The sequence below is a fragment of the Virgibacillus sediminis genome (assembly GCF_042643265.1).
Classification (GTDB): Bacteria; Bacillota; Bacilli; order Bacillales; family Amphibacillaceae; genus Virgibacillus_O; species Virgibacillus_O sediminis.
In genome coordinates, this window is the sequence record NZ_JBHRRZ010000015.1 from 246,952 (window position 1) to 271,684 (window position 24,733).

The following is a 24,733-nucleotide window of genomic DNA, read 5'->3' on the forward strand; positions in this document are numbered from 1 at the left end:
AACTGCAGGTTAATAAATCCGCTCTCGGTAATATAGGTGGAGATTTCAGCCTCAGTCTCAATTTATGCCTAGTTCCCTGTAGATTTCTATTTCCTCATGCAGTGTCAGGAAAATAGCATATATACATTCCTTTTCTACTATCTATTTAACAGTCGATTTATAGGCTTCCAGGTCTTTATGCCGGGTGTCAGATAAAAAGTATTACAGAATAAATTACCTGGTCATGCTGCTTCTGACTGTCCCCACTAAAAACATGTTCCTTTCCCTCTTCTCGTATAAAATTGCCTACCAGATAGCTCTGACACTACCTGAAATTTCGTTGAATTTCAACAAAAAGACCCATAGAACTTCCCTGCTGCTAACCACCATATTGGATGATGCACTCGGCAACAAAACACTGCCTCTTCACTTCTAGATGGCTGCTGACAGACATATAAAATAGATAAAGAACCTTTTCTTAAAATGGGGTAGAAAAATGTACAAGCAACTTATTTATCCTTATATCAGAGCAGCCTTTATACTTCTATGTATCATTTTTTCATTTGTGTTATTTAAGTACTTATTTATGCCCTTACTTCCATTCTTTTTGGCCATTCTATTTTCTTATGCCATTAATCCTGCTGTAACATTATTGGAGGACCGGCTGAAATTCCCCCGGCCTCTGGCTGTCCTAATTATCCTTCTTTTCCTGTTCTCCATCGTCATCGGTATAGTTATTCTGGTGATTGCTGAAATCCTTCAGGGAACGTCCTATTTGGCTGAAAACATTCCAGATGCCTATCAGGCTTTTATCAGCTGGTTGGAGAAATTTATTCATACTGTCATTTTGCCTTTATACAACAATTTAATATCCTTATTTCATAGATTGGATCCTTCCTACCAGGCGGCAATTACTGAAAACATTGAACAGTATACTACACAGCTGGCCGATACAGGAACTGCCTTGCTGAAAGGGGTTTTCCTGGAAGTGCCTGCTATTCTTGCACTCCTGCCCAACTCCATAACTACATTTTTATTCACTGTACTTGCAACTTTCTTTCTTTCCAACGACTGGCAGAGAATCAAAACATTTATGACAAACCATCTCCCTAGCCGTCTGCATCATAATACCAATGAAGTTATATGGCACTTGAAAAAAGCTCTGACAGGATATGTCAGAGCACAGTTAATCTTAATGCTGACCACTTTTCTGATTGTTTTTACAGGGTTGGCCATTTTGCAGGTAAAGCATTTTCTTACCATCTCGCTAATTGCTGTCGCACTTGATTTGCTTCCATATATTGGCACTGGAGTTATCTTCCTGCCATGGATTTTTTACCTATTTTTAACGGGAGAACATTCATTGACTGTGGGCCTTTGCATGCTATATATGTTGATTATTATAGTACGGCAGGTCATAGAACCAAAGGTGCTTTCCGGAAGTATTGGGCTGAATCCTTTGGCCGCTTTAATTGCACTCTTTGCAGGAATCAAATTATGGGGAGCAGCCGGCGTACTCATAGCCCCTCTTGCATTATTGATCGCCAGCGCCGTACACCAGGCTGGAATCACTCATAAGTTATGGTCTTTCATCAAAGGATAAATTACCATTTACGATAGATAATCGTACCCTTTCCAATCCTAGTGCGAAGATAATTTCTTATACGGTTGCGGAACAAACCTCTGGTGAATGGAAGGACAAGCAGAAAGCCGAAGATATCTGTTATAAATCCAGGGGTCAGCAAAAAAATTGCGCCTGTGAAGATACAAATTCCATCAATTAAATATTCAGTTGGTGCCTGCCCGCTATTCAATGCCATTTGGGCTCTGTTCCATGTGTCTGCCCCTTGCTTTTTGGCAAGCGCCATGCCCAGTATCCCCGTCAGGATAATTAAAAGAACAACCCACCAGGGGCCAATAAGGCCGCCTATCCATAAAAATACTCCTATTTCCATTGCGGAAGTGAGGAGTAGAAGTATAATTAAGAAACGCATGTTTCTCCCTCCTTTCTCCTAGGATGCCAAAAAAGAAGGGGCAAGCCCCTTCTTTTTAAACAATCACTATAATACGCTTGTATGGCCTTTGTATATATCGCCTTTTGTTCCGTCAACAGTGAGGTCCTGTCCATCTTTGATCAGATTAAAGACATCCTTGACACCGACAATAACGGGAATTCCAAGACTAAGACCAACTACAGCCGCATGGGAAGTAAGCCCAGCTTCCTCAGTGATAATACCTCCAGCTTTTTCCAAGGCTGGCATCATATCTCTTTCCGTTCCATAAGTGATCAGTATATCGCCTTCTTGGATATTATTGATGGCTTCATCGGCTGTTTTCGCAACTACAGCCTTCCCATAAACAGTGTTTCTTCCAATTCCTTGCCCTTTGGCAATCACGTCGCCGATTACGTGCACTTTCATAATATTGGTCGTACCGCTCTCACCGACCGGAACACCAGCTGTAATGATGACACTGCTTCCGCGGTCGAATAATCCAGTAGTCAGTCCCCTGTCAATCGCTACATCCAGCATTTCATCTGTAGAGCTAGCTCTCTCGCCCTGTATGGAGTGAACTCCCCACACAAGAGACAACTGACGATTTACTGTTGCGGAATAAGTGACTGCAACAATCGGCACATGCGGACGGTATTTAGAAATCATACGTGCTGTATGCCCACTCTCCGTAGGCGTTATAATCGCACTTACATTTAAATTCATCGCGGTATGAGTAACCGACTGGCTGATCGCATCGGTAATTGTCATATCAACAGACTTTGAACGCTCATCAAGCAATGTCTTATGATCAATAGCCGATTCGGCTTTAAGAGCAATACTGCTCATAGTTTTTACAGACTCAACTGGATAATCCCCGGCTGCAGTCTCTCCGGAAAGCATAATAGCGTCAGTACCATCAAAGATTGCGTTGGCGACATCTGATGCTTCTGCTCTTGTCGGACGAGGGTTCCTCTGCATAGAATCAAGCATCTGGGTTGCCGTAATGACAGGCTTGCCAACAGTATTGCACTTTTTGATCAATTGCTTCTGAACCAACGGTACATCTTCAGCCGGAATCTCAACACCCAAGTCTCCTCGAGCAACCATAAGGCCGTTACTAACTTCCAAGATGGAATCAATGTTATCGACACCTTCTTGGTTTTCAATTTTCGGGATGATGTTAATATGAGTTGCTTCATGATCTTCCAAAAGCGCTTGGATTTCCATTATATCAGATGGGCGGCGGACAAATGAGGCCGCTATGAAATCAACACCTTGCTCAATACCAAACTTGATATCCTCGGCATCCTTTTCAGTTATGCCGGGAAGGTTTACTGAAACATTCGGCACATTGACACCTTTTTTATTTTTAATGAGGCCGGAATTCTTAGCCAGTGTCTTTAGTTCCTGATTCTCTTTATCCACTTCAATGACTTCCAACTCGATTAAGCCATCATCCAGCAGAATGACTGAACCTTCATGCACATCATCGATCAGCCCGCTGTACGTAATAGAGAATCGCTCCTTGGTACCTTCCACTTCTTTCATACTTACATAAACTTCTGTCCCTTGGAGGATTTGTGCCTGTCCATCCTTAAAATTTCCCGTACGGATTTCAGGGCCTTTTGTGTCGAGCAGAATAGCAACTGTTTTTCCTTTTCTCTCTGCCGCCTCGCGGATATTTTTGATTCTTGCTCCATGCTCTTCAAAATCCCCGTGGGAAAAGTTTAGACGTGCTACGTTCATACCCGCATCAATCAATTGTTCCAGCTTTTCAATTGATTCGGATGCAGGGCCGATTGTACAAACTATTTTAGTGTTCCTCAATGTTATTGTTCCTCCTTAAAGTGCTCTCTGATGTTTGCTATATAGATAATTCTTTTGACAAGTTGTACATTTTCAAGTCAACTATATGTTTCTCTGTAAGGATGTCATTGATATCATGATCCGTCAGCCTGTTACTCTGTATACCGACCATTCTTCCTGCCTTTCCATCCAACAGCATTTCTACCGCATAACCTCCAAGACGGCTGGCCAGTACACGGTCGGCTGCTGTAGGGGTTCCACCACGCTGAATATAACCTAGTACAGATACCCGTGTCTCCAGGCCGGTCGCTTCCTGTATACGTTCACCATATTCAAAACCGCTTCCGACCCCTTCAGCCACAATGATGATACTATGCTTTTTGCCACGCTCTTTCCCTCGATTAATCCTGTCGATGATATCTTGGAAATCCTCTTTCTCCTCAGGGATCAGAATACTTTCCGCTCCACCGGATAGACCGGCCCACAATGCAATGTCCCCAGCATCTCTTCCCATTACTTCAATTACCGTCGTCCTTTCATGGGAAGTGGCCGTGTCTCGGATTCTGTCGACTGCTTCAATCACAGTATTCAGGGCAGTGTCAAATCCAATGGTAAAGTCGGTTCCCGGTATATCATTGTCAATGGTTCCCGGTATACCAATACATGGGTAACCTTTCTCCGTAAGCTTCTGAGCCCCCCGGAAGCTGCCGTCGCCGCCAATAACAATTAATCCTTCTATTCCAAATTTATTTAACTGGTCAATGGCTTTCTGCTGCCCTTCATCCGATTTAAACTCTTCACTGCGGGAAGTAAGCAGTACGGTTCCGCCACGTTGGATAATGTCACCGACAGAACCTACATCCATTCGCTCTATATTTCCTTCGATGAGCCCTTGGTAGCCGTTCATAATGCCGAATACCTCTACATTATGATAGATCGCCTTTCTGACTACTGCACGGATTGCAGCATTCATGCCAGGGGCATCGCCGCCACTGGTTAAAATACCTATTTTTTTCATGTAAAGTGTCACCTCATGTCCAAAAAATTCGTACCTGTATACATCTCACTATACCAAGATAATATTTACAGGTAAAAATAGCAAATAATTGCTTGCCTATCTGTTATTTTTCCACAATTCCCTTTTATGAAACAGGAGCATACAGAAGCAGGGCATGGACACAAGGCATACGGCCAAAAGAAAAGGGCTGATAGACTCAGCTCCTTAGGATTTTACCGACTCCTCGTATACCTGGTAATCACCGATTTTCTTATATTTTTCCCATCTTTTTTCAAGCAATTCCTCTTCCTCAAGGGCAGAAAGGGTCTGGATGGATTGCCCAATGACCTGGTCCATATATTCTGCTTGCATTTCCACATCACGATGTGCTCCGCCCTTCGGCTCAGGAATGATCCGGTCGATGACACCCAGCTCTTTCAGATCATAAGAGGTAATTTTCATGGACTCGGCAGCACGTTGAGCCTGTCCGGAATCTTTCCAGAGTAGCGCTGCTGCACCCTCCGGAGAAATGACAGAGTACGTGGAGTTCTCCAGCATATGTATTTGATCCCCGACTCCGAGGGCCAGTGCTCCGCCGCTCCCTCCTTCACCTATTACGATGCAGATTACCGGAACAGTCAGACCGGCCATTTCCATCAGATTACGGGCTATCGCCTCGCTCTGCCCTCGCTCTTCAGCAGCTTTACCAGGATAAGCACCTTTTGTATCAATAAAACAAATAATCGGACGGCCGAACTTCTCCGCCTGTTTCATATGCCTTAAAGCTTTCCGGTAGCCTTCCGGGTGAGGCATGCCGAAGTTGCGCCTGATATTTTCCTTTGTGTCTTTCCCCCGCTGATGGCCAACGATGGTTACCGGAATATCTTTATAGAACGCCACACCGGCAACAATTGCTTCATCATCTCCATAATAACGGTCCCCATGAAATTCTATGAAATCAGTAAACAAACGTTCTACATAATCCAGGGTCGTCGGACGTTCCTGGTGTCTCGCCAGCTGTACCCGGTTCCACGGCTGTAAATTACCATAGATATCATCTTCCAATACCTGTAGCCGCTTTTCTAAAGTAGTTATTTCCTCGCTAAGGTCAATGTCACTTTCATTAGTGAACTTTTTTAACTCAGTTATCTTTTCTTTAAGATTAACAATTGGTTTTTCAAAATCGAGTATTTGCTTCATGATTTCACCCCGCTTTTCTCATGAATTGCCAACAACGTCTTCAATAGACTTTTCATCTCATGCCGGGGCACCACCTGATCCAGCTGTCCGTGTTTCAGTAGAAATTCTGCTGTTTGAAAATCATCGGGAAGCTTTTCTCGGATCGTCTGTTCTATAATCCTTCTGCCGGCAAAGCCAATCAATGCGCCTGGTTCAGCAAAGTTATAATCACCAAGAGAAGCGAAACTGGCTGAAACACCTCCTGTTGTAGGATGGGTCATAATGGAAATCATTAGTCCTCCCGAATCCGAAAATCGCTGGATGGCTACAGATGTTTTGGACATTTGCATGAGGCTTAATACTCCCTCTTGCATCCTCGCTCCACCCGAAGCAGTAAAAATGATAAAAGGAAGAGACTGCTTTCTTGCATTTTCAATGGCCCGGGCAATTTTCTCCCCAATCGCTGAGCCCATGCTTCCCATCCGAAAACTAGCGTCCATGATGGCAAAAGCAGTTGCTTGTCCATCAATAGAGCCTTTTCCGGTAACAACACCTTCATTCAGCCCGGTCTTCTTTCTATCTTTTTCCAGTTTCTCTTCGTATTCCGGAAAATTCAACGGATTGGTCGACGTCAAGTGTTGATCCCACTCTTCAACCGTTCCTTCATCAAATAAGGTGCCAATCCGTTCCCAAGCAGTCAGTTGATGATGAAAACCGCAATTAGGACACACATTCAAGTTCTTTTTCATTTCTTTACGGTAGAATATTTTATGGCATCCCTCACATTTTTGCATTAAGCCTGGCGGGACATCCGTTTTAGCCTGCTCGCTTGGCATGGATGCATATTTTCTTTTCTTGCCAAAAAAATCCTTAAGCAAGTTGTTGCCCCCTTTCTCCTCACTGGGTACATTGTATTCATCTATTATACTGTTTATCATATCAAAACGGTGTAAAATGCAGCCCAACAACCATTTTATTCCCGAACATATGATTTAGCCTGTTGCTCACATAGAACCTCTATTGCCTTATATTCTCCTTCGGCATACAATTGGGCCAGTTCCTTATAGAAAGTGTCCTCAAAGTAGAATTCACCAATGGTGCCTGCGAATTCCTCCATCAGCCTCCAGACCTTCGCCAACAGCATATTATCCACTTGACGGAAAAGATATTCAAAGAAAGCTGCATGCTTCTCTTGCGGAGGCCTTCCGACATCTTCGATAATCCCTGCAAGGGCCTTTATCTCATCCATTGTTATATGGCTGAATGCAAGCTTCGCCGCTTCTTTTTCCAAAATTTTCTTCGCTACAAGCAAATCATTTTTGGTATCGGACTCCTGCAAGATGAAAGAAGATAATATTTCAACTGTCTGAAATGGGCGGTATGTACTTAGATATGTACCCTCCCCGTACCTCGTCTCAATAAGGCCGAGAAGTTCCATCGCCCGCAAGGCCTCCCGTACAGAAGACCTTCCAGCCTCCAACGTTTCCGACAGCTGGCGCTCTGATGGCAGCTTGTCTCCGGGTTTTAGGGCATTTGTTTCTATCAGTCTGCGAATTTCCTGCAAGACGCCTTGATATACCTTCTGTTTCGGCGAAATGGTCACTGTCGGAGCTCACTCCCTCTTACACATTAATCTTCATCAATGCGTGTTAACTTCCTGGTTTTCTCAGCAATCTCTTCAGGGTCAGCGGAGATTCTGGCAACTCCTGACTCCATCGCAGCTTTTGCAACTTCCGAGGCAACAATCGGTGCAACCCGTTCATCAAATGGCGCAGGTATGACGTAGTCCTCATGAAGGTCTTCTTCCGCAATCAGGGAGGCAATTGCATGGGCAGCGGCGACCTTCATCCGTTCATTGATTCTAGTTGCGCGTACATCGAGCGCCCCACGGAAAATACCCGGGAATGCAAGCACATTATTCACCTGGTTCGGAAAATCGGAACGGCCAGTGCCAATCACCTTGGCTCCAGCTTCCTTTGCTTCTTCCGGCATGATTTCTGGATCTGGGTTTGCCATGGCAAATATGATGGCATCATCACTCATTTTCTCAACCATGTCTTTACTGAGTGCTCCTCCAACGGATACACCTATAAATACATCAGCGCCCTCCAGCATGTCTTCCAGGCTGCCTTCCTTCTTTGCTGTATTAGTAAATTTGGCGACGTTATCCTTAACCTCATTCATACCGTATGAACGGCCTTCAAAGATAGCCCCTTTGGAATCGCACATGATCATCTCCCGGACACCGAAATTATATAACAGTTTGATGATAGCGATGCCTGCAGCACCCGCCCCATTGGCTACAACCTTGATGTCGGAAAATGATTTCCCTACAAGTTTCAAAGCATTGATCAGTCCGGCAACCGTCACAATGGCTGTGCCGTGCTGGTCATCATGGAAGATAGGGATATTGGTCTCTTTCTTCAGGCGCTCTTCAATAAGGAAGCAGTTCGGCGCTGCTATATCCTCTAAATTCACCCCTCCGAAAGTCGGTTCCATCAGCTTGACAGTCTGTACAATCTCATCAACATTGTTCGTATCCAGGCAGATCGGAAATGAATCAACGCCTGCAAAACTTTTGAACAGGACAGATTTTCCTTCCATTACAGGAAGGGCAGCCTCTGGCCCTATGTTGCCAAGGCCAAGCACTGCAGAACCGTCACTCACTACAGCTACCATATTTCCCTTCATTGTATAATCATATACAGTCTCTTTACGATCATGTATTTCCTTGCATGGCTCCGCGACTCCAGGTGAATATGCTAGACTCAGCTCTTCGGCATTTGTCACCTTCACCTTTGATTCTGTTTTCAGCTTTCCTTGATTCACCCTGTGCATGTGCAGCGCTTCATCTTTTAAGCTTGCCATATCTATTGACCGCTCCTTTTCAACGATTGGATTCCAATATGATATATTAGTATAATTCCACGTGGTCTGACCACCCATGATTCCTAATTATAACAGATGGTCATTGTCTGTAAAGCTAGGACATTCACTTTTGGATGACAACATTCTCACCGCCGAAAAATTGTCTGAGTTCTTTGATACATTGATAATCCGGCTGGAGAAAATACTCAGCAGACAGTCTGTATGTCTGCCCCCTCTGTTCATGGTAAACCATGACAGGCACACTGCCTGGATGGCTCTCTGCTGTCTTCTTGATTTTTTCCAATGCCTCACGGTTGCTCTGCACCGTAACTTTAATAAATAACCTTTGTTCCGTCTCCGGCTGCAGCAAACTTTCCGTAAATGGCTGAATCTCTGACAACAGCCATTGGATCCCATTGTTCCTGGATTCGATCTTCCCTGCCATTAAGAGTACAGCCTCTTCTCCCAGCCACTTTCCTGCCTTCCTATACAGCTCTGGAAAAACTACTGCTTCCATGTCTCCTGTCTCATCTCCTACCGTCAAGAAAGCCATGGATTCTCCGCGTTTGGTACGGATGGTCCGGAGGGACTGAACGATTCCAGCGCCTTTTATCTGTCTATGCCGGTCAACCAATTTTTCGGCACTGCGAATGGTTATGCAGCCACTCTCCCTCAACCTCTCCCGATATTCCTTCAACGGATGACTCGAGATGTATATTCCAAGGAACTCTTTTTCGTCTGCGAGCTTTTTTACTTGGCTGAAGTCCTCCATCTCCACATAGTCCTCTTCCAACGCTATCCGGTCTTGGAACAAGCTTGATTGGCCGGCAAACTCCCTGAACAGCTCCCCTTGTTCGATGGCATGGTCTATGGATGCCAAAAGGCTTGCTCTGTTAGCCCAGGTTTCATCAAAGGCACCTGCCATAATCAACGTCTCCAATACCTGGCGGGTGATCGTCTTCAGGGACACTCGCAGGCAGAAATCAAATAGACTTTTATACGGCCCCTCTTTTCTATTGTCTATAATTTCCCGGATGACCTGGAGACCGATGCCTTTTATCATCACTAAGCCGATACGGATGGCATCTCCTTCTACACTGAATCTGCCAAAACTTTTATTGATGGAAGGGGGAAGGACCTTTATTCCAGCCTCATTTACCTCCTTTATATAAGCATTGGCTTTATCCTGTTGATTGGCAAATGCGCTTAGAAGTTCAGCATAGAAATTGGCAGGATAGTTGGCTTTCAAATATGCCAGCTGATAGGAAATCTTACTATAGGCCACGGCATGGCTCCTATTGAATCCATAGTTTGAAAAACGGACAATCCATGCAAAGATTTCCTCGGCCACTTCTTGTCTGTATCCATTTGACACGCAGCCATCGATAAATGCACGCTTCTGTTCCTGCATGACACTCCGCTGCTTCTTACTGACTGCTCTTCTAAGGATATCTGCCTGCCCCATAGAAAAGCCGGCAATTTTATTGGCAATTTGCATGATCTGTTCCTGGTATATCAATACTCCATATGTTTTTGCCAGGATTTCTTTTAAATCGGGATGTGGGTAGGACACTTCTTCCTGCCCGTTCTTCCTGGAAATATATGCAGGTATGAATTCCATTGGTCCCGGCCTGTATAAAGCATTTACAGCAACGATATCCTCAAAGGAAGTGGGCTGCAGCCTTCGCAGCACACCTTTCATTCCTTGGGATTCCAACTGGAAAACCCCATTTGTCCTACCTTCCTGCAACATTATAAAAGCATTCACATCATCATCCGGAATGGCCTCCAACTCTATGTCTTCCCCCAATGTATATTTAATGGAAGAAAGCACTCTCTCAAGCAATGTCAAATTCCGAAGGCCAAGGAAGTCCATTTTTAATAAGCCGAGTTCCTCCAGGTCATTCATTGGATATTGCGTCAGATTAACTCCGTTGCTGCCGGCAGTTAGTGGAACATGCTCCACCAGGGACTGTTCACTGATTACAACTCCGGCTGCATGAGTCGATATATGCCTGGGCAGCCCCTCCAACACCGCAGCCACTGAAAACAAAACCTTCAGCTTATCCGATTGTTTGATATATTGCTTCAGCTCGGATGAATCCTTGGCCGTTTCCACTAAACTTTTACCAGACTGCACAGGTACCTGCTTCAGGATAAAATTTGCATCCTGTTGATCAATATCCATGGTTTTGAACAATTCCCGCAACAGTGACCGGGCAGCGAATGTGCCGAATGTGATGATTTGGGCAACATGCTCGTCACCATATTTTCCACGTACATAGTCAATCACTTCATCCCTGCGAGTGTCAGAAAAATCAATATCTATATCGGGCATGGACTGTCGTTCAGGGTTCAGAAATCTTTCAAACAGAAGATCGTATTCCAGTGGATCTACATCTGTTATCCCTAATACATAGGCAACAAGCGATCCAGCAGCTGAGCCCCTTCCTGGACCGACTAATATTCCCTGTTCCTTGGCATAGCGAATAAAGTCAGAAACTATCAAAAAATAGTCGCTGAAATCCATTGTTTGTATGACATTTAGTTCATAATTCAATCTATCGATGATTTCCTGGGAAATAGTAGGATACTTTCTTTTCGCCCTGTCCCAGCATAGTTCTTCCAAATAGAGATGGGCTTCTTTTCCTCCGGGAACAGGAAAAGATGGAAGCCTTCTCTGAGTGAAGTCGAACTCTACATTACATTTTTCCATTATGGAGTTGGTTGCTTCAATAGCTTCCGGCCAGGCTGCAAATAATTGCTCCATCTCCTCGGCTGGCTTTAAATACCGTTCTTTGGAGTTTAGAGAGATACGTCTATTCCCCCATTTATTACCAGCTTTCATAGACTGGAGGCAATCATAGGCGACGTCGTCTTTCGGTTGCAAATAACGAACATCCTGAATAGCTGCAACGGGAATATTATACTTGTCCGCGACTTCTTTCACGAGTGGAAGAATCCGCTGTTCCTCCTCTAATCCATGATTTTGGATACCGAGATAGAAATCCCCTTCCCCCACGAATGATTTCCATACATTCAAGTAGGATAGAATAGGTTCCTCCAGTTCTTCCTGGAGAAGTCTTTCCAATTTGGCATGCGAGGATGGAAGGATACAAATGAGGTTGGCTGCTAAAGGCTGCAATGCATGTGCCTCCATATAATCAAGGGAGTGTTGCTGTATGTAAGAGCTTACCTTGACTAGTGAACGATACCCAACATTATCTTTTGCTAAGAAAATACATTGGACCGGTTCCTCATCTGCTTCCAATAGTACCTGGGCAGTCATGCCGATAATAGGCTTGATTCCGTGTGCTCTGCAAGCCTTATAGAAAGGAATAGTGCCATACAGCACTTGTTCATCCGTAAGTGCCAATGCCTTAAATCCTAGCTCGTCTGCTTTTTTAGTCAGTTCCTCGATCATTATCGTACTGTCCAACAAGCTGTAGCCGCTATGTACCTGCAAATGTGTGTAAGACATATTATCCCGCCTTTTCAATCTCTGCCATCCATTATACCAACCATTGCAAAACCTGCATATGGAAGTGAACCACCAATCGAAACATAACCCTCCCCAACCTCACATAGAATAAAGGAACAAGCCTCTTGAGGGGTGATTACGAATATGGAAGAACGCTTCTTCGCTTCATTTATCCATTGTTATTTTATTGCTTTCGGCGTGATTATCGGGGGCTCCATCATTGGAAGTATTGGGGAGTTTGCGACCGGGAATGCCCCATTGACTTCTATCGGCCGGCTGGCAAAGAACCTGCGTATCTGGGCTATTGTAGCAGCCATCGGCGGGACATTTGATGCCATTGCAAACTTTGAAAAAGGATTGCTTGATGGCTCACCACTAGACTTCTTTAAACAGGCCATGCTCATCGTCTCAGCGATGGGCGGTGTTAAGACCGCCATTGTCCTGCTTGAATGGTTGATCCAGGAGGATATAACCTGATGCACATTCCTCCCTACCACCGTAAGAAAACATGGCAGCGATTCATCGTTGGAGCCGTAACCGGAGCTGTAATGGCTTATTTGGTATATTTATATATCTACGGATCCCTCTATGAACAGCTCCTCGAGGAGAACTATCAATTGCAATCCGAACTAGAGGAGGTCAAAAGACATAATGAAGCATTGCTCGAAGACAATGAAGAATTGGATAAGAAGACGAAGACACCAGTGACAGTAGAAACAATCCAAGTCAAAATCAGCAACGGAAAAGACCTGAAATTGGATGACCTGATCCTTCATCAATTGGAAGAAATGATTAAAGAAGAAATCAATCACCTTGTCGGGAAAGACCTGTCCGCCATCGCAAACAGCGATGAACTTCTTATATCCACCATTGAAAATAAAAGCTTTACCGTAGATGGCTTTACTTATTTCTTCAAAATTGAAAAGCTCCTCATCTCGACAGACATTAAGTTAACCGCTGAAGCAGAATTGTCAAATTAATGTGAATAATTTATGAAATTTCAAAATATATATGGTTTCTGGCAGTTAATTGGAGTACTATTATAATAGTAGGGATGAAGGGGATCCCTAATTCATGAAGGGAGTTGGGAAGATGCTCTACATGAATCATAGCAGATTGCGTGACGAAAAAATTGCCCAGTTGAAACAAGGCCGCAATGCTTATGCAGAAACACACGAACTCATCCGACTGATTAAACGGGATATTAAGAGAGAAAAACTGAACGTCCTTTGTGATGAAGCCAGTAATGGATGCTGGTTCATCCCTCAGGATAGAAAAAGCAGTTAAAAAGATGCCGCCCAACCATTTCTGGTGTGGGCAGCATCTTATTTTTTGTTAAAAGCCTCACAGGCCTGTTTTAGATCTTCTGCTAAATGATCTGCTTCTTCCCAGCTGTAAACCGTAGCTCCGGAGGCCATTGGATGTCCACCCCCATTATACTTGGCAGCTATCTCATTAATGATCGGCCCTTTCGACCGTAAACGGACGCGGATATGGTCATTTTCCTCAATAAAGAAGACCCAGGCACGAATCCCTTTTAAATCACCCGGCACACCTACAAGCCGGCTTGTCTCCGATGCAGTTATATTATACTTTTTCAGCAAGTCTTTATTTAGTTGAACTATACATGTACCTTCCGGGGTGAGCTTGCTGTTCTGCAGTATATATCCCTTAAGCCGCATCAGCTTTTCTTCCATACTGTATAATCCATCATATATTTCCGCACGGTTAAACGAATAATTGACCAGATCTCCAGCATAGGAAAATGTCCTCTCCGTAGCATTGGGAAACAGGAATCGCCCGGTGTCCCCAACAATCCCGGCATAAAGCAGCCTTGCTGCGCGATCATTCAATTTCCACCCATATTCCCTGCCCTGCAGGTATAATTCATAAACCATTTCACTGGTTGAACTGGCCTCCGTGTTTACCCAGTTGATATCTCCATAGTTGTCCAAATTCGGATGATGATCGATTTTCAGCAGCTTCCTTCCCAAATTGAAGCGTTGGTCGTCAATGCGCGGATAATTCGCAGTATCGCAGGCAATCACCAGTGCATGCTCATACAAGTGATCTGGAATATCATCCATCTCAACTAAGAACTTCAGCGACGGATCTTCCTCCCCGACGGCAAACACCCGCTTCTCGGGAAACGTAGCCTTGATCAGTTCCTTCAACCCTCCTTGGGAACCAAGAGCATCAGGGTCCGGCCTAATGTGACGGTGGATGATAATGGTATCGAAGTCTGTAATGTTGTCGATAATTTGTCTGATAGTCATGGAATTTCTCCTTCATTTCTGCAGATTTTGTAGCTTAAAACGATAAAAAACGGTACAATATTTCTATTACATATTTTTTAGGAGAGATTTTATGGTCATATTCCCGATAATTATCGTTGTTTCGATTGTTCTCTACATCTATTATAAAGTAGCAATCTTAAAAACAAAAGACAGATTGGAACAGGCCTATTTCAATGCAAGGTCCAGAATTTGCCTTGGGGCCTTTATTATCGCTTTTGCATTAAACCAGTATGTCTTTTATCAAACACGAATTTCCCTGTTCATCGGAATTATTTTCCTTCTGTTTGGCGGCCTGCACTTTTCCCGCGGCTGGAAAGAAGTCGGGCACTACAAGAAAGAATGGAAAAGACTCAATCAATTTTAGCAAATCCTGTTCGCTAAGGAATCCGCCCGCGGCTTTAACCGCTTCTTAGAGTAATAGTCATATCTGAAACTAGAAAAGAGCTGACTTGGAATAAGTCAGCTCTTTTCTATCGACTGATCAACTGGGCCATAATCAGTCCCTTTCCGACAATCTTTCGGCCATTTAATACTTCCACGTCAATCTTGGCGAACATTCTGCCGACTTCTAGAATCTGAGGTTTAATGATGAGATTGCTGTCAATCTGAACGGGTTTAATAAAAAACACATTCAGATTTTCCACAACCATGTCCGCTTTTTTGGTATGGGACAGCATTCTTCTGCTGGCCTCCGTCATCAGCATGGTAAACACGCCATTGGACAGGTTGCCAAGCTGGTCTGTCATCTGCGGAACTATTCTGGTTTGATACGTCCCATCTTCTGCCTCCGAGGCTGTTAAATTCTTTGAAACCGTGTCATCGATGGTTTCCCCAATCTGTGGCTGCCTTTGGATCTGCTGCAATGCCTTTAACACATCCTGCCTGGACAGGATACCCTCCAGCTCATTGGTTTCGCTTACCACCGGCATCAGCTCGATCCCTTCCCATACCATCGTGTGTGCTGCAGATGCCAGGGAAGTTTTCCTTTGGGCCACTGCCGGGTTCCGGCTCATCACCCGATCGATAATGGTATCCTCACTTTTTCCAAGAATATCCTTCGCGGTGACTACACCTACTACTTTATTCTTCTCATCCACCACAGGAAACCGTGCATGAGTGGACTCCCTATTCAATTCATGCCATTTTCCTACAGTATCTTTTGCATAAAGAAAGTAGGATTTTTCGTAGGGTGTAAAGATATCTCCGGCAAATACAATCTCTTTTTTGATCAGCTGGTCATAAATGGCACGGTTGATCATGGCAGCAACGGTAAAACTGTCGTAAGAGGACGATATGATCGGCAGCCGCTTTTCATCAGCCAGCTTCTTTATATGCTCCTCTGTATCAAACCCTCCGGTAATCAACACTGCCGCCCCTTCATTTAAGGCCAGTTCATGGGCTTCCGTACGATTCCCCACTATGAGCAGGGACCCTGCTTCTGTATAACGGAGCATTGCATCCAGTTCCATGGCACCAATTACAAATTTGTTCAGTGTTTTGTGGAGGCCTTCTCTTCCTCCAAGCACTTGTCCGTCTATAATATTCACCACTTCCGCAAAAGTGAGCCGTTCGATATTCTCTTTCTTCTTCCGTTCAATACGGATGGTTCCAACACGTTCAATGGTACTCACAATACCCAGGTTCTCCGCTTCCTTAATAGCACGGTAGGCGGTACCGTCACTGACATTCAATTGTTTGGCAATCTGCCTGACCGAAATTTTATTCCCAATATCCAGGGAGATGATGTGCTGAATGATCTGTTCATGCTTGGTTGCCATCAGATGCACCAACTTTCAACTGTATTAGTTTAATGTGTATTACTTATTATACAGTTGAGAAAGCCGAAACTCAATGATTATCGGAAAGCCTTCCCCTCACTTCCTCCTGTTCCATAACTGGAGGGCTGATCATTTGCAAAAGTGCGGCCAGATTAGCCCCTACAGTGAGAAGGAAAAAAAACAGCCAGCATCCCCAAAACAGCAATTCTGTCGAAGAGGCAGCCAATGGGATGGATGGCCAAGCCATATAAAGGAAAAAACCTGCCAGCAGCAACCGTAAAACAACATATGGATACATAAGATCTCACTCCTTCCTCTCCTTCAGTCTATGAAACTATAGGGACAGGCAGAACACCTTATGGTTAGCGAAAAGAAGAGAAAGGTTCAGTAATCTGCCTGGTACCTTTCCACAGTCGGGAACAAAGTTTACTCTAACCTTATTCACCCATTCCATATGACACTTACTTGTTAAAGCAAACTAAAATACCATTCCATCAATCCGTCTCCATAAAAATAGGCAATAAGTGTACCTGCTACTATGTAGGGGACAAAAGGAACCGGCTGTCTACGTCCCACCACCTTAAAAGCAAGAAGTATAAAACCGATAACCGCACCAATCATACACGAAAGAAAAAAAGCAACCATCAGCATCTCCACCCCTAGTATCAGTCCTAAAACCCCGAATAACTTCATATCACCCGCACCCATCCCACCCCGGCTGATGATAATAATGGCTGAAGTAATCAGTAGGCCCAGAGCACCTCCCAGAATTGGAGACCACCAAGGGTCCAGAGGCACTAATATCCTTATAAGAATGGTAAATGGCAGAAAAAAGAGCAGTACTTTGTTCGGTATTTGCATATAAACCAAGTCTGCTACTAGAATAATCATCAGCATAGAGATCAGTAATAATGGTGTGGCCAACTCTAGTTGAAGTCCAAGCAACAAATAACTGGTCATAAACAACAAGCCCGTCATTACTTCAATCATTGGATATAGGGGAGAAATTCTCTCATGGCAATGCAGACATTTGCCTTTTTGAAGTATAAATGAAAGAAGCGGGATATTCTCATACCAACTAAGGTGGCTTCCGCACTGCGGGCAAGCTGACCGGTCATTGGCAAATGGCATCCCTTTCGGCAGACGCAGACCAACAACATTAAAGAATGAGCCGAAAATCAATCCAAACAGAAAGAATATTATGGTATAAACCATTTCCATTGTCAGTGAATCCTCTCTAAATATTAAATTTTTTATACTTCATAAGTGAGACCCTCACATATTGCAAGGAAGTACGGGAAAAAACATGCGAGATGGTTTACGTTTAGGATATGGCTAGTGCCCTATTCTATATAAGTCTTAAAAAGCGCGGACCTTTTGGCCCGCGCTTTTCTATAACTCCATCTCTTCCCCGATTTTCATTGCTTTACCTTGGCCCGTTCTTACCTTTTCAGCAAAATCTTCCGGATCCTGTTCAATGACCGGGAATGTATTATAGTGGACAGGAACAATTATTCTAGCATCAATCCAGTCTGCTGCAACCAGTGCATCCTCTGGTCCCATGGTAAAGTTATCGCCAATAGGAACAAATGCTACGTCAATGTCATTCATTTCACCGATCAGACGTAAATCAGAGAATAATCCAGTATCACCCACATGGTAAATGGTACGGCCATCCACCTTCAACAGTATTCCTGCAGGCATCCCTGTATAAATGGTGGTGCCATCGTCTTCGGTGTAGGCAGATCCATGGAAGGCTTGAGTGAATTTCACGGTGCCAAAGTCAAAGTCATGCTTTCCTCCAATATGCATTGGGTGAGTGTTCAATCCCTTTGTCTCCAGGTAATTGGCAAGCTCATTCGGTGCCACCACAAGGGATTCATTGCGCTTGGCAATATCAATAGTATCCCCCACATGGTCATTATGGCCATGGGTTAACAGAATCACATCCGCTTCTACTTGTGAAGCATCCAGGTCACAGGCATCATTACCTGAAATGAATGGATCAATCAGAATTTTGTGAGAGTCTGTAACCACTTTTACTACACTATGTCCATGATAAGATACCTTCACAGCTATCTCTCCTTTGTCATAAAATATTTCCATCTTTAATAATTCGACAAAATTCTTCTGAATCCTTTTCCCGATGTCCAATTTTTTTACACTATCTTTTTAGATTATAAGGTCGACATTTATTTATCTGCCGAACTGTTTTCCTTCAAGGAAGCCAGTTCTTTTTCTACCGGATTTGGTTCTAATGCTTCCAATTCCTCATCAAGTGTCCGCGATCCTTCGGTGAGATCCTCTGTAGTATCAGCTTCCGCTTCGTATTGTATCACTTTCTCTTCCATTCGCTCAAATCCCTGTTTTGTTTCATCGCTGCCAATAGAAGACAAACTCCGGTTCATCTTTGCTCTGGCACGGGCAGAGTCTGCCCTAGTTTTTAATGAATCCCGCTTGAGCTGCATTTCCCTATACTCTTTTTTCATTTCATCCAATTTATCCTTCAATGAATCAGTGTCTGCTTTGGCACGCTGCCATGAATCCAATAGAGCCTCCGCCTGTTTCTCATTCTCCAGCTTATCTTCAATGGCACGGCGCGCAAGGTCATCTTCTCCTGCCTCCACTGCCTTAGCAGCCTGGCTGTGCCTCTTCTCGGCCATAACTTTCGCATCATTTGCTTTCCGTTTCAGCATTTTCTCGTGTGCCATCTGCTTGGCAACGGTACCCTCTGCTTCATGAATATCCGATTCCATATCACGCATGAACTGATCAAGCATTTTCACGGGATCCTCTGCCTTATCGAGCATAGAATTCAGCTCAGAACCCAAAACAGTCTTGAGCCGTCTGAAAAATTTAAACATACCTGTTCCTCCTTTGTACTACGTGAATATTTATATTACGTATATTCCCATTCATTAGTTTAATGAAAATATAAATTTATATGGATAATAAGCTTTCTGCTATAATGGCAGAAGATATGATTAATGTGAGGTGTATAGTAAATGACGAACCGAATGGAGCGATTACTGCAGGAAATGGGTAATAGAGGGATGGATGGCCTGTTGGTCACTTCAACGCCGAATTTCTATTACTTAAGCGGCTATTACACAGATCCACATGAACGTGTGATTGGCATCTATCTGAGTAAAGCAATGGATCCTGTTATGATTCTGCCGTCCATGGAAAAACAGGATGCAAAAGCAGCCGGGTGGAAATTTGAGTTGGTCGGTTACCAAGATGATGAAAATCCTTGGGAACTATTCGCTTCATTTCTGAAGAAGAATGAAAAGCAGCCCACTGTACTTGGGCTGGAATATGACCACCTTTCCTTAGAAAGGTTCGAAGCTGTCAAACAAATTTTTCCAGAAACCGCCTTTCTTAATGCAAAGGAGATTCTCGCGGAATCGCGGGCAGTCAAAAACAAAAAAGAATATACCTTGCTTAAACAGACTGCCTCTCTTGCAGATCTGGGCATTGAGACTGGTATCCGGTCTATAAAAGAAGGAATCAGCGAGCTTGAATTAATTGCCAACATTGAATATGAACTGAAAAAACATGGGGTGCGGCAAATGTCCTTCTCGACCATGGCACTGTCCGGTGCAAAAACCGCCTCTCCTCATGGTACTCCTTCTTCCAAGATAGTCTCTGGCGGAGATTTAGTAATGTTTGATTTAGGGGTTGTATTTGAAGGCTACTGTTCCGATATAACCCGTACCGTAGCTTTCCGTTCGATAACAGACGAGCAAAGAAGGATTTATAATACAGTAAAGGAAGCTGAGAATAAAGCAGTGCAAAGAGCGGAAATTGGCCTGCCGGTTGGACAGCTGGACGATGCAGCACGCTCTCACATAAATGATGCTGGGTTTGGACAGTACTTTACCCACCGAATTGGCCACGGATTAGGAATTGAAACACATGAGTATCCGTCCATGCATGGAAATAATCAACTGCCTTTAAAAGAAGGCATGTGCTATACGATTGAACCGGGAATATATGTACCTGGAACAGGAGGAGTAAGAATTGAGGATATGGTCTACTTAACAGAGAAGGGACCTGAACGTCTAACAGAGTATCCCAGGGACCTTCAAATCATTGACTAATTGCATATGTACGTCCCCAGCCGCCTTTTGCGGCCCTGAGGACGTACAATTACAGTTAATTTTTTTTATTATTGTAGTGGTGAATTCCCTTATTATTATGCATCTCTTCAATTACCCCGCTTTGATAACTCTCATTCAGCTGATTCCGAACAGCCGCCACACCTTTTTCATCTTCAAAGATGTTTAGCGGATTATTATTCTTTTTATTCTTTGGCATGTAAATCACCTCCATTCTTAGTGTGTCCATTTATTTGTAACCATGACTTTATTTATGTTTCCAATTATTGTTTGTAGTGCTTCTATTCAGAGTATATAATGAAAGGGAAAGGGGAGATGAAGCATGGAGTATAAAAATATCGTAGTGGCATTGGATGGCTCAGAGGCATCTGAAAAGGCATTTCAGAAGTCAGTGGACATTGCCAAAAGAAATAATGCCCGGCTGATCCTTGCACATGTCGTTGACTCCCGCACTTTTGCAACTGCAGAAGCATATGACCGTACACTGGCTGAACGATCGGAAACCTATGCAAAGCAGTTATTGGCCGATTATTCGGAGAAGGCCAAGAATGCAGGCATAACCGAGGTACTGCAGTCCATTGAATACGGTTCCCCAAAAGTGAAAATAGCAAAGGATATTGCCAAGGATTTCCATTCCGATTTAATCATCTGTGGAGCCACTGGAATGAATGCAATGGAACGCTTTCTTATCGGAAGTGTATCTGAGAGTATTACTCGATATGCAACATGTGATGTCCTCGTCGTAAGGTAAAGCAGGGAGGACTCATTTTTAAAAAAAGGCTTTGCCACGGGCAGTTCCGTAACAAAACCTTTAAACCTTTTCTCCCAGCCTTTATGACAGTCTCATGGTATCCCTTGCAATCATTACCTCTTCATTGGTTGGAATTACAATGACCTTAACTGGTGAATGCGGGTAATTGACAAATTGTTCTTTTCCACGGGTATTGTTTAATGCTGGATCCCAATAAATCCCCATGAACTCCAGTCCATGCAATACCTTTTCTCTGATTGTCGTACTATTTTCCCCAACACCAGCAGTGAATATAATTGCATCTACACCGGACATTCTGGCGGCATAGGAACCGATATATTTATGGATTCTTCCGGCAAATACATCGAGCGCCAACTCTGCACGTTCATTTTCGCCAGCCTGCTGTTCAATATCACGCAAGTCACTGGAGAATCCGGATAACGCCAGCATTCCGCTTTCCTTGTTCAATACATTTACCACTTCTTCTGCAGTCTTTCCGGTCTTATCCATAATATACGGAATCAATGCCGGATCAATATTTCCAGACCGTGTTCCCATGGTTACACCTGCAAGCGGGGTAAAGCCCATGGATGTATCAATGGATTCTCCGTTTTTGATGGCGGCGATACTTGCACCATTGCCTAAGTGGCAAGAAATAAGGCGGAGCTTTTCCAAAGGAACATCCATCAATTCAGATGCGCGCTGGGACACATACTTATGGGAAGTCCCGTGGAAACCATATTTCCGGATGCCGTAATCTTTGTAATACTCATATGGCAAGCTGTATAAATAAGAAGACTCCGGCATCGTCTGATGAAATGCTGTATCGAAGACAGCTACCATCGGAACATCTGGCAAGATCTCCTGGAAGGCACGAATTCCTGTAAGATTTGCCGGGTTATGCAATGGAGCAAGTTCCGATACTTTTTCAATTTTCTCAATGACATCTTCCGTAATATTTACAGAATCACTGAAATACTCACCGCCATGGACAATCCGGTGCCCTACTGCATCAATTTCCTCCAGAGACTCGATCACTCCTGAAGACGCAAGTCCATCCAGCAGCTGTTTCACAGCTACTTCATGATCAGGGATGTCTCCAGTTTTCTTGTCCTTATTGTCGTTTACTTCCAAAGTAAATACAGCGTCATTGAGACCGATTCTTTCAATAAGCCCTTTTGCTGCCACTTCTTCATCCGGCATGCGGATTAATTGGAATTTCAATGATGAACTTCCAGCGTTAATTGCTAATACGTTACTCATAGATGTTCAACTCCTATATTAGTGTTTCTGGCTGCTGTCCGTATATTGAACAAACCACTGATTCATTTTACCAAGAATATCTGCCATCGCGTTGGCATTTTTAAAGGACGGTATCTGTGCGAGCAGAGGTTGTTTCGGTGCTTCTGTGCCGTTGCCTTTCTTCTGTAAGATAAGAATGCTTTTAATATGTTTATCGGATTTAAAGGCACTTTCCGGCAGCCGTACGACCCCCACGATATGAGCGTTCTCCTGCAGAAAGCTGTGCAGTTTATCAGACTGGTCGCTGTCAAACAGGAAATCAGGTACGACAAAAATCAAATATCCACCGGGCTTGACATAATTCAGGCTTTGTTCAATGAATAGGTGATGGGCATAGGAATGGCCTTCCTCGGCCCGCAATTCATATTCCCCAGCACGTATATCATCCGGGTAATAACCCACAGGCAGATCTGAAACTACCATGTCAACAGGATCCATCAAAAATGGCCGTAAACTGTCTTGATGGAAAAACTCGATATTCTGCTTCTGAAGATTGGCATTCAATGCCGCCAAGTTAATCAGTGTCGGATCCACTTCCCCAGCAAAGGCTTCTACATCTTGTTCCAGACGGCTTAGCACTGTAGTAAGCAGGTTGGCAGTGCCACCGGCCGGGTCAAACACAGTCAGCTTCCCTTCCTTTTTGCTCAACTTTTCTGCAAAATAACCTACAAGCATTGCTACGGTCTCCGGTGTCATCAAGTGCTGCTGTTGTGTCGAGTCCTTCATTCCTTTTAGGATGGCCAGTTGGACACCTTTTCTAATTTCTCCTATTTCGTACCTTCCCATATCTAATTCCTTTAAAGCATGCTCTAGTTTATGGGTCAGGATATCATCTACGTCGTCAGGAACTTCCTGGAGAAACATTAATTCCATGGTGAATGCCAGACTGTCCAGATAAGGTTCCTCTATATGCTTCTGTATAATATCTGTCGTATTGTCCATCCATTCAAATAATAATTCCACTTTCGTCTTTTCCACTGTAATCCTCCGTTCCTCTTCCTGAGCGATTTCATTGTACCAATTCCACCGCTATTGTACAAAATTAATGAATGGCTTCAGAGAGGTTTTCTGCACAGTAAAAATCTCTCCCGCCGATTGAGCGGGAGAGAAGCTAAACAATTTACTCAGCCTGTTTTGCCGCCTCCAGAGCTGCATCATAATCAGGATGATCAGTCACTTCATTCACGTACTCTACATAGGTAATCTTGTCATTCGAATCTACAACAAAGATTGATCTTGCCAATAAACGAAGTTCCTTGATCAAATTACCATACTTTTCTCCAAAGTCAGCATCACGGTGGTCGGACAATGTATCAAGGTTTTTTACCCCATTGGCTGCACACCAGCGTGTCTGGGCAAAAGGCAGATCCATACTGATTGTCAGGACATGGACATTGTCGATCTTGTCAGCCTCTTCATTGAACCTTTTGGTTTGCTCGGCACAAACTCCAGTATCAAGAGAAGGGACTACACTGATCAACTTCACTTTTCCTTGGTAATCACTCAAGGAAACATCCTTTAAATCATTGGAAACAACTGTGAAGTCAGGTGCCTGGTCGCCTTTCTTTAATTCATTGCCTATTAGTGTGACAGGTTCTTGTTGGAATGTAACATTTGCCATTTAATCATTCCTCCTCTAATGTTGTCAACACTAACATTATGAATAAAATAGGAAGACATGTCCAATGAAAGGAATTTCCTCTATTTAACCATTATCTTTGGCCATGTTATATATCGTAATTCATCTGTCCTTTTTGTGTTCTTTTCTCTTTTTTATCGCCGTTCTTTTTGGTTTTCGCAGACTCCTTCATCAGTTGCTCCACCTTCTCCACCACTTGGGGAGCATAGTCGATCATCTTTTCATAAATATGGGTGTGCTGATCAAGGTGTACCATTTTAATTCCCTGCTCACTGACAATCAGGAAAGCCACCGGAGTGATGGAAACACCCCCACCGCTCCCTCCTCCGAAAGGAAGCTGTGACTCGGAATCCTGGTCTCCTCCCCCTCCGCTGAATTCACTTCCGCCTGCTGCAAAACCGAATCCCACTTTAGAGACCGGGACAATCACTGTGCCGTCCGGAGATTCTACCGGGTCTCCAATAATAGTGTTGACTTCAATCATATCTTTCAAATTTTCCATGGCGGTTGTCATTAAGCCTTGGATAGGATGTTCACTCAT

The 24,733-nt window shown here is 43.9% G+C and carries 26 protein-coding genes; 7 read left to right on the plus strand and 19 right to left on the minus strand.

Translation table 11 applies throughout. The features are described from left to right. Positions 1–475: 475 nt before the first annotated feature. The gene (ytvI, locus tag ACFODW_RS09805; RefSeq protein WP_390305829.1) at positions 476–1,582 is read left to right on the plus strand and encodes a sporulation integral membrane protein YtvI; all 1,107 of its coding nucleotides are present in this window, start codon (positions 476–478) and stop codon (positions 1,580–1,582) included. 1 nt (position 1,583) lies between these two features. On the opposite strand, the gene ACFODW_RS09810 is transcribed toward ytvI, so the two are convergent. The 8 genes from ACFODW_RS09810 to dnaE form a co-directional block, all read right to left on the minus strand. Continuing rightward, the gene (locus ACFODW_RS09810) at positions 1,584–1,973 is read right to left on the minus strand and encodes an FxsA family protein (RefSeq protein WP_390305831.1); all 390 of its coding nucleotides are present in this window, start codon (positions 1,971–1,973) and stop codon (positions 1,584–1,586) included. Positions 1,974–2,039: 66 nt separating this feature from the next. Next, a complete protein-coding gene (gene pyk, locus ACFODW_RS09815; RefSeq protein ID WP_390305833.1) occupies positions 2,040–3,800 on the minus strand; it encodes a pyruvate kinase in 1,761 nt (586 codons plus the stop codon). A gap of 37 nt (positions 3,801–3,837) precedes the next feature. Next, positions 3,838–4,797, minus strand: a complete 960-nt coding sequence (gene pfkA / locus ACFODW_RS09820) for a 6-phosphofructokinase (RefSeq protein WP_390305835.1) — start codon at positions 4,795–4,797, stop codon at positions 3,838–3,840. A 204-nt stretch (positions 4,798–5,001) separates the two neighbouring features. After that, positions 5,002–5,976 (minus strand): acetyl-CoA carboxylase carboxyl transferase subunit alpha, encoded by a 975-nt coding sequence (gene accA / locus ACFODW_RS09825; protein ID WP_390305837.1) that lies wholly within the window; start codon positions 5,974–5,976, stop codon positions 5,002–5,004. Continuing rightward, positions 5,973–6,833 carry an acetyl-CoA carboxylase, carboxyltransferase subunit beta gene (gene accD, locus ACFODW_RS09830; protein WP_390305839.1) on the minus strand — a complete coding sequence of 287 codons (861 nt, stop codon included), beginning with the start codon at positions 6,831–6,833 and terminating at the stop codon, positions 5,973–5,975. Before accD ends, accA begins: the two co-directional genes overlap by 4 nt. Positions 6,834–6,928: 95 nt before the next feature. Beyond that, positions 6,929–7,558, minus strand: coding sequence for a FadR/GntR family transcriptional regulator (locus tag ACFODW_RS09835; protein WP_390305841.1), 630 nt, complete (start codon positions 7,556–7,558; stop codon positions 6,929–6,931). A gap of 26 nt (positions 7,559–7,584) precedes the next feature. Continuing rightward, the gene (locus ACFODW_RS09840; RefSeq protein ID WP_390305844.1) at positions 7,585–8,823 is read right to left on the minus strand and encodes an NAD(P)-dependent malic enzyme; all 1,239 of its coding nucleotides are present in this window, start codon (positions 8,821–8,823) and stop codon (positions 7,585–7,587) included. Between the two features lie 124 nt (positions 8,824–8,947). After that, complete coding sequence (gene dnaE / locus ACFODW_RS09845) at positions 8,948–12,304, minus strand: DNA polymerase III subunit alpha (RefSeq protein ID WP_390305847.1); 3,357 nt, start codon at positions 12,302–12,304, stop codon at positions 8,948–8,950. Between the two features lie 144 nt (positions 12,305–12,448). Between dnaE and ACFODW_RS09850 the strand changes: the two genes are divergently transcribed. The 3 genes from ACFODW_RS09850 (at position 12,449) to ACFODW_RS09860 (ending at position 13,591) form a co-directional block, all read left to right on the plus strand. Beyond that, positions 12,449–12,781 carry a YtrH family sporulation protein gene (locus ACFODW_RS09850; protein WP_390305849.1) on the plus strand — a complete coding sequence of 111 codons (333 nt, stop codon included), beginning with the start codon at positions 12,449–12,451 and terminating at the stop codon, positions 12,779–12,781. Next, a complete protein-coding gene (gene ytrI, locus ACFODW_RS09855) occupies positions 12,781–13,284 on the plus strand; it encodes a sporulation membrane protein YtrI (RefSeq protein ID WP_390305852.1) in 504 nt (167 codons plus the stop codon). The genes ACFODW_RS09850 and ytrI overlap by 1 nt, the downstream gene beginning before the upstream one ends. Positions 13,285–13,396: 112 nt before the next feature. Beyond that, positions 13,397–13,591 (plus strand): hypothetical protein, encoded by a 195-nt coding sequence (locus tag ACFODW_RS09860; protein ID WP_390305854.1) that lies wholly within the window; start codon positions 13,397–13,399, stop codon positions 13,589–13,591. A 38-nt stretch (positions 13,592–13,629) separates the two neighbouring features. Here ACFODW_RS09860 and ACFODW_RS09865 read toward each other — a convergent pair whose 3' ends face one another. Further along, the gene (locus ACFODW_RS09865; protein WP_390305856.1) at positions 13,630–14,580 is read right to left on the minus strand and encodes a DHH family phosphoesterase; all 951 of its coding nucleotides are present in this window, start codon (positions 14,578–14,580) and stop codon (positions 13,630–13,632) included. Positions 14,581–14,671: 91 nt separating this feature from the next. Between ACFODW_RS09865 and ACFODW_RS09870 the strand changes: the two genes are divergently transcribed. After that, a complete protein-coding gene (locus ACFODW_RS09870) occupies positions 14,672–14,965 on the plus strand; it encodes a YtpI family protein (RefSeq protein ID WP_390305858.1) in 294 nt (97 codons plus the stop codon). Between the two features lie 106 nt (positions 14,966–15,071). Here ACFODW_RS09870 and ACFODW_RS09875 read toward each other — a convergent pair whose 3' ends face one another. The 5 genes from ACFODW_RS09875 to ACFODW_RS09895 all read right to left on the minus strand — a co-directional run bounded on the left by ACFODW_RS09875 (position 15,072) and on the right by ACFODW_RS09895 (position 19,243). Next, the gene (locus tag ACFODW_RS09875; RefSeq protein WP_390305860.1) at positions 15,072–16,379 is read right to left on the minus strand and encodes a DRTGG domain-containing protein; all 1,308 of its coding nucleotides are present in this window, start codon (positions 16,377–16,379) and stop codon (positions 15,072–15,074) included. Between the two features lie 70 nt (positions 16,380–16,449). Next, positions 16,450–16,677: a hypothetical protein gene (locus ACFODW_RS09880; protein WP_390305862.1), complete on the minus strand. Its 228-nt coding sequence runs from the start codon at positions 16,675–16,677 to the stop codon at positions 16,450–16,452. Between the two features lie 170 nt (positions 16,678–16,847). Then, on the minus strand, positions 16,848–17,600 hold the full coding sequence (locus tag ACFODW_RS09885; protein ID WP_390305864.1) for a prepilin peptidase: 753 nt from the start codon (positions 17,598–17,600) through the stop codon (positions 16,848–16,850). A gap of 171 nt (positions 17,601–17,771) precedes the next feature. Then, complete coding sequence (locus ACFODW_RS09890) at positions 17,772–18,452, minus strand: metal-dependent hydrolase (RefSeq protein ID WP_390305866.1); 681 nt, start codon at positions 18,450–18,452, stop codon at positions 17,772–17,774. Positions 18,453–18,571: 119 nt separating this feature from the next. Beyond that, positions 18,572–19,243, minus strand: a complete 672-nt coding sequence (locus tag ACFODW_RS09895; RefSeq protein WP_390305868.1) for a PspA/IM30 family protein — start codon at positions 19,241–19,243, stop codon at positions 18,572–18,574. Positions 19,244–19,384: 141 nt separating this feature from the next. Here ACFODW_RS09895 and ACFODW_RS09900 point away from each other — a divergent pair, with 141 nt between their 5' ends. Next, a complete protein-coding gene (locus ACFODW_RS09900) occupies positions 19,385–20,482 on the plus strand; it encodes a M24 family metallopeptidase (RefSeq protein ID WP_390305870.1) in 1,098 nt (365 codons plus the stop codon). A 55-nt stretch (positions 20,483–20,537) separates the two neighbouring features. Here the strand turns inward: ACFODW_RS09900 and ACFODW_RS09905 are convergent, their stop codons facing one another. Continuing rightward, positions 20,538–20,699 (minus strand): hypothetical protein, encoded by a 162-nt coding sequence (locus ACFODW_RS09905; RefSeq protein WP_390305871.1) that lies wholly within the window; start codon positions 20,697–20,699, stop codon positions 20,538–20,540. Positions 20,700–20,822: 123 nt separating this feature from the next. On the opposite strand from ACFODW_RS09905, the gene ACFODW_RS09910 reads away from it, so the two are divergent. Beyond that, a complete protein-coding gene (locus ACFODW_RS09910) occupies positions 20,823–21,251 on the plus strand; it encodes a universal stress protein (protein WP_390305873.1) in 429 nt (142 codons plus the stop codon). A gap of 81 nt (positions 21,252–21,332) precedes the next feature. Here the strand turns inward: ACFODW_RS09910 and ACFODW_RS09915 are convergent, their stop codons facing one another. From ACFODW_RS09915 to ytfJ, 4 genes are all read right to left on the minus strand, one after another. Continuing rightward, positions 21,333–22,514 (minus strand): acetate kinase, encoded by a 1,182-nt coding sequence (locus tag ACFODW_RS09915; protein ID WP_390305875.1) that lies wholly within the window; start codon positions 22,512–22,514, stop codon positions 21,333–21,335. An 18-nt stretch (positions 22,515–22,532) separates the two neighbouring features. After that, positions 22,533–23,531, minus strand: a complete 999-nt coding sequence (locus tag ACFODW_RS09920) for a class I SAM-dependent methyltransferase (RefSeq protein WP_390305876.1) — start codon at positions 23,529–23,531, stop codon at positions 22,533–22,535. A gap of 142 nt (positions 23,532–23,673) precedes the next feature. Continuing rightward, positions 23,674–24,174, minus strand: a complete 501-nt coding sequence (tpx, locus tag ACFODW_RS09925) for a thiol peroxidase (protein ID WP_390305878.1) — start codon at positions 24,172–24,174, stop codon at positions 23,674–23,676. Between the two features lie 106 nt (positions 24,175–24,280). After that, positions 24,281–24,733 carry a GerW family sporulation protein gene (gene ytfJ, locus ACFODW_RS09930; RefSeq protein WP_390305880.1) on the minus strand — a complete coding sequence of 151 codons (453 nt, stop codon included), beginning with the start codon at positions 24,731–24,733 and terminating at the stop codon, positions 24,281–24,283.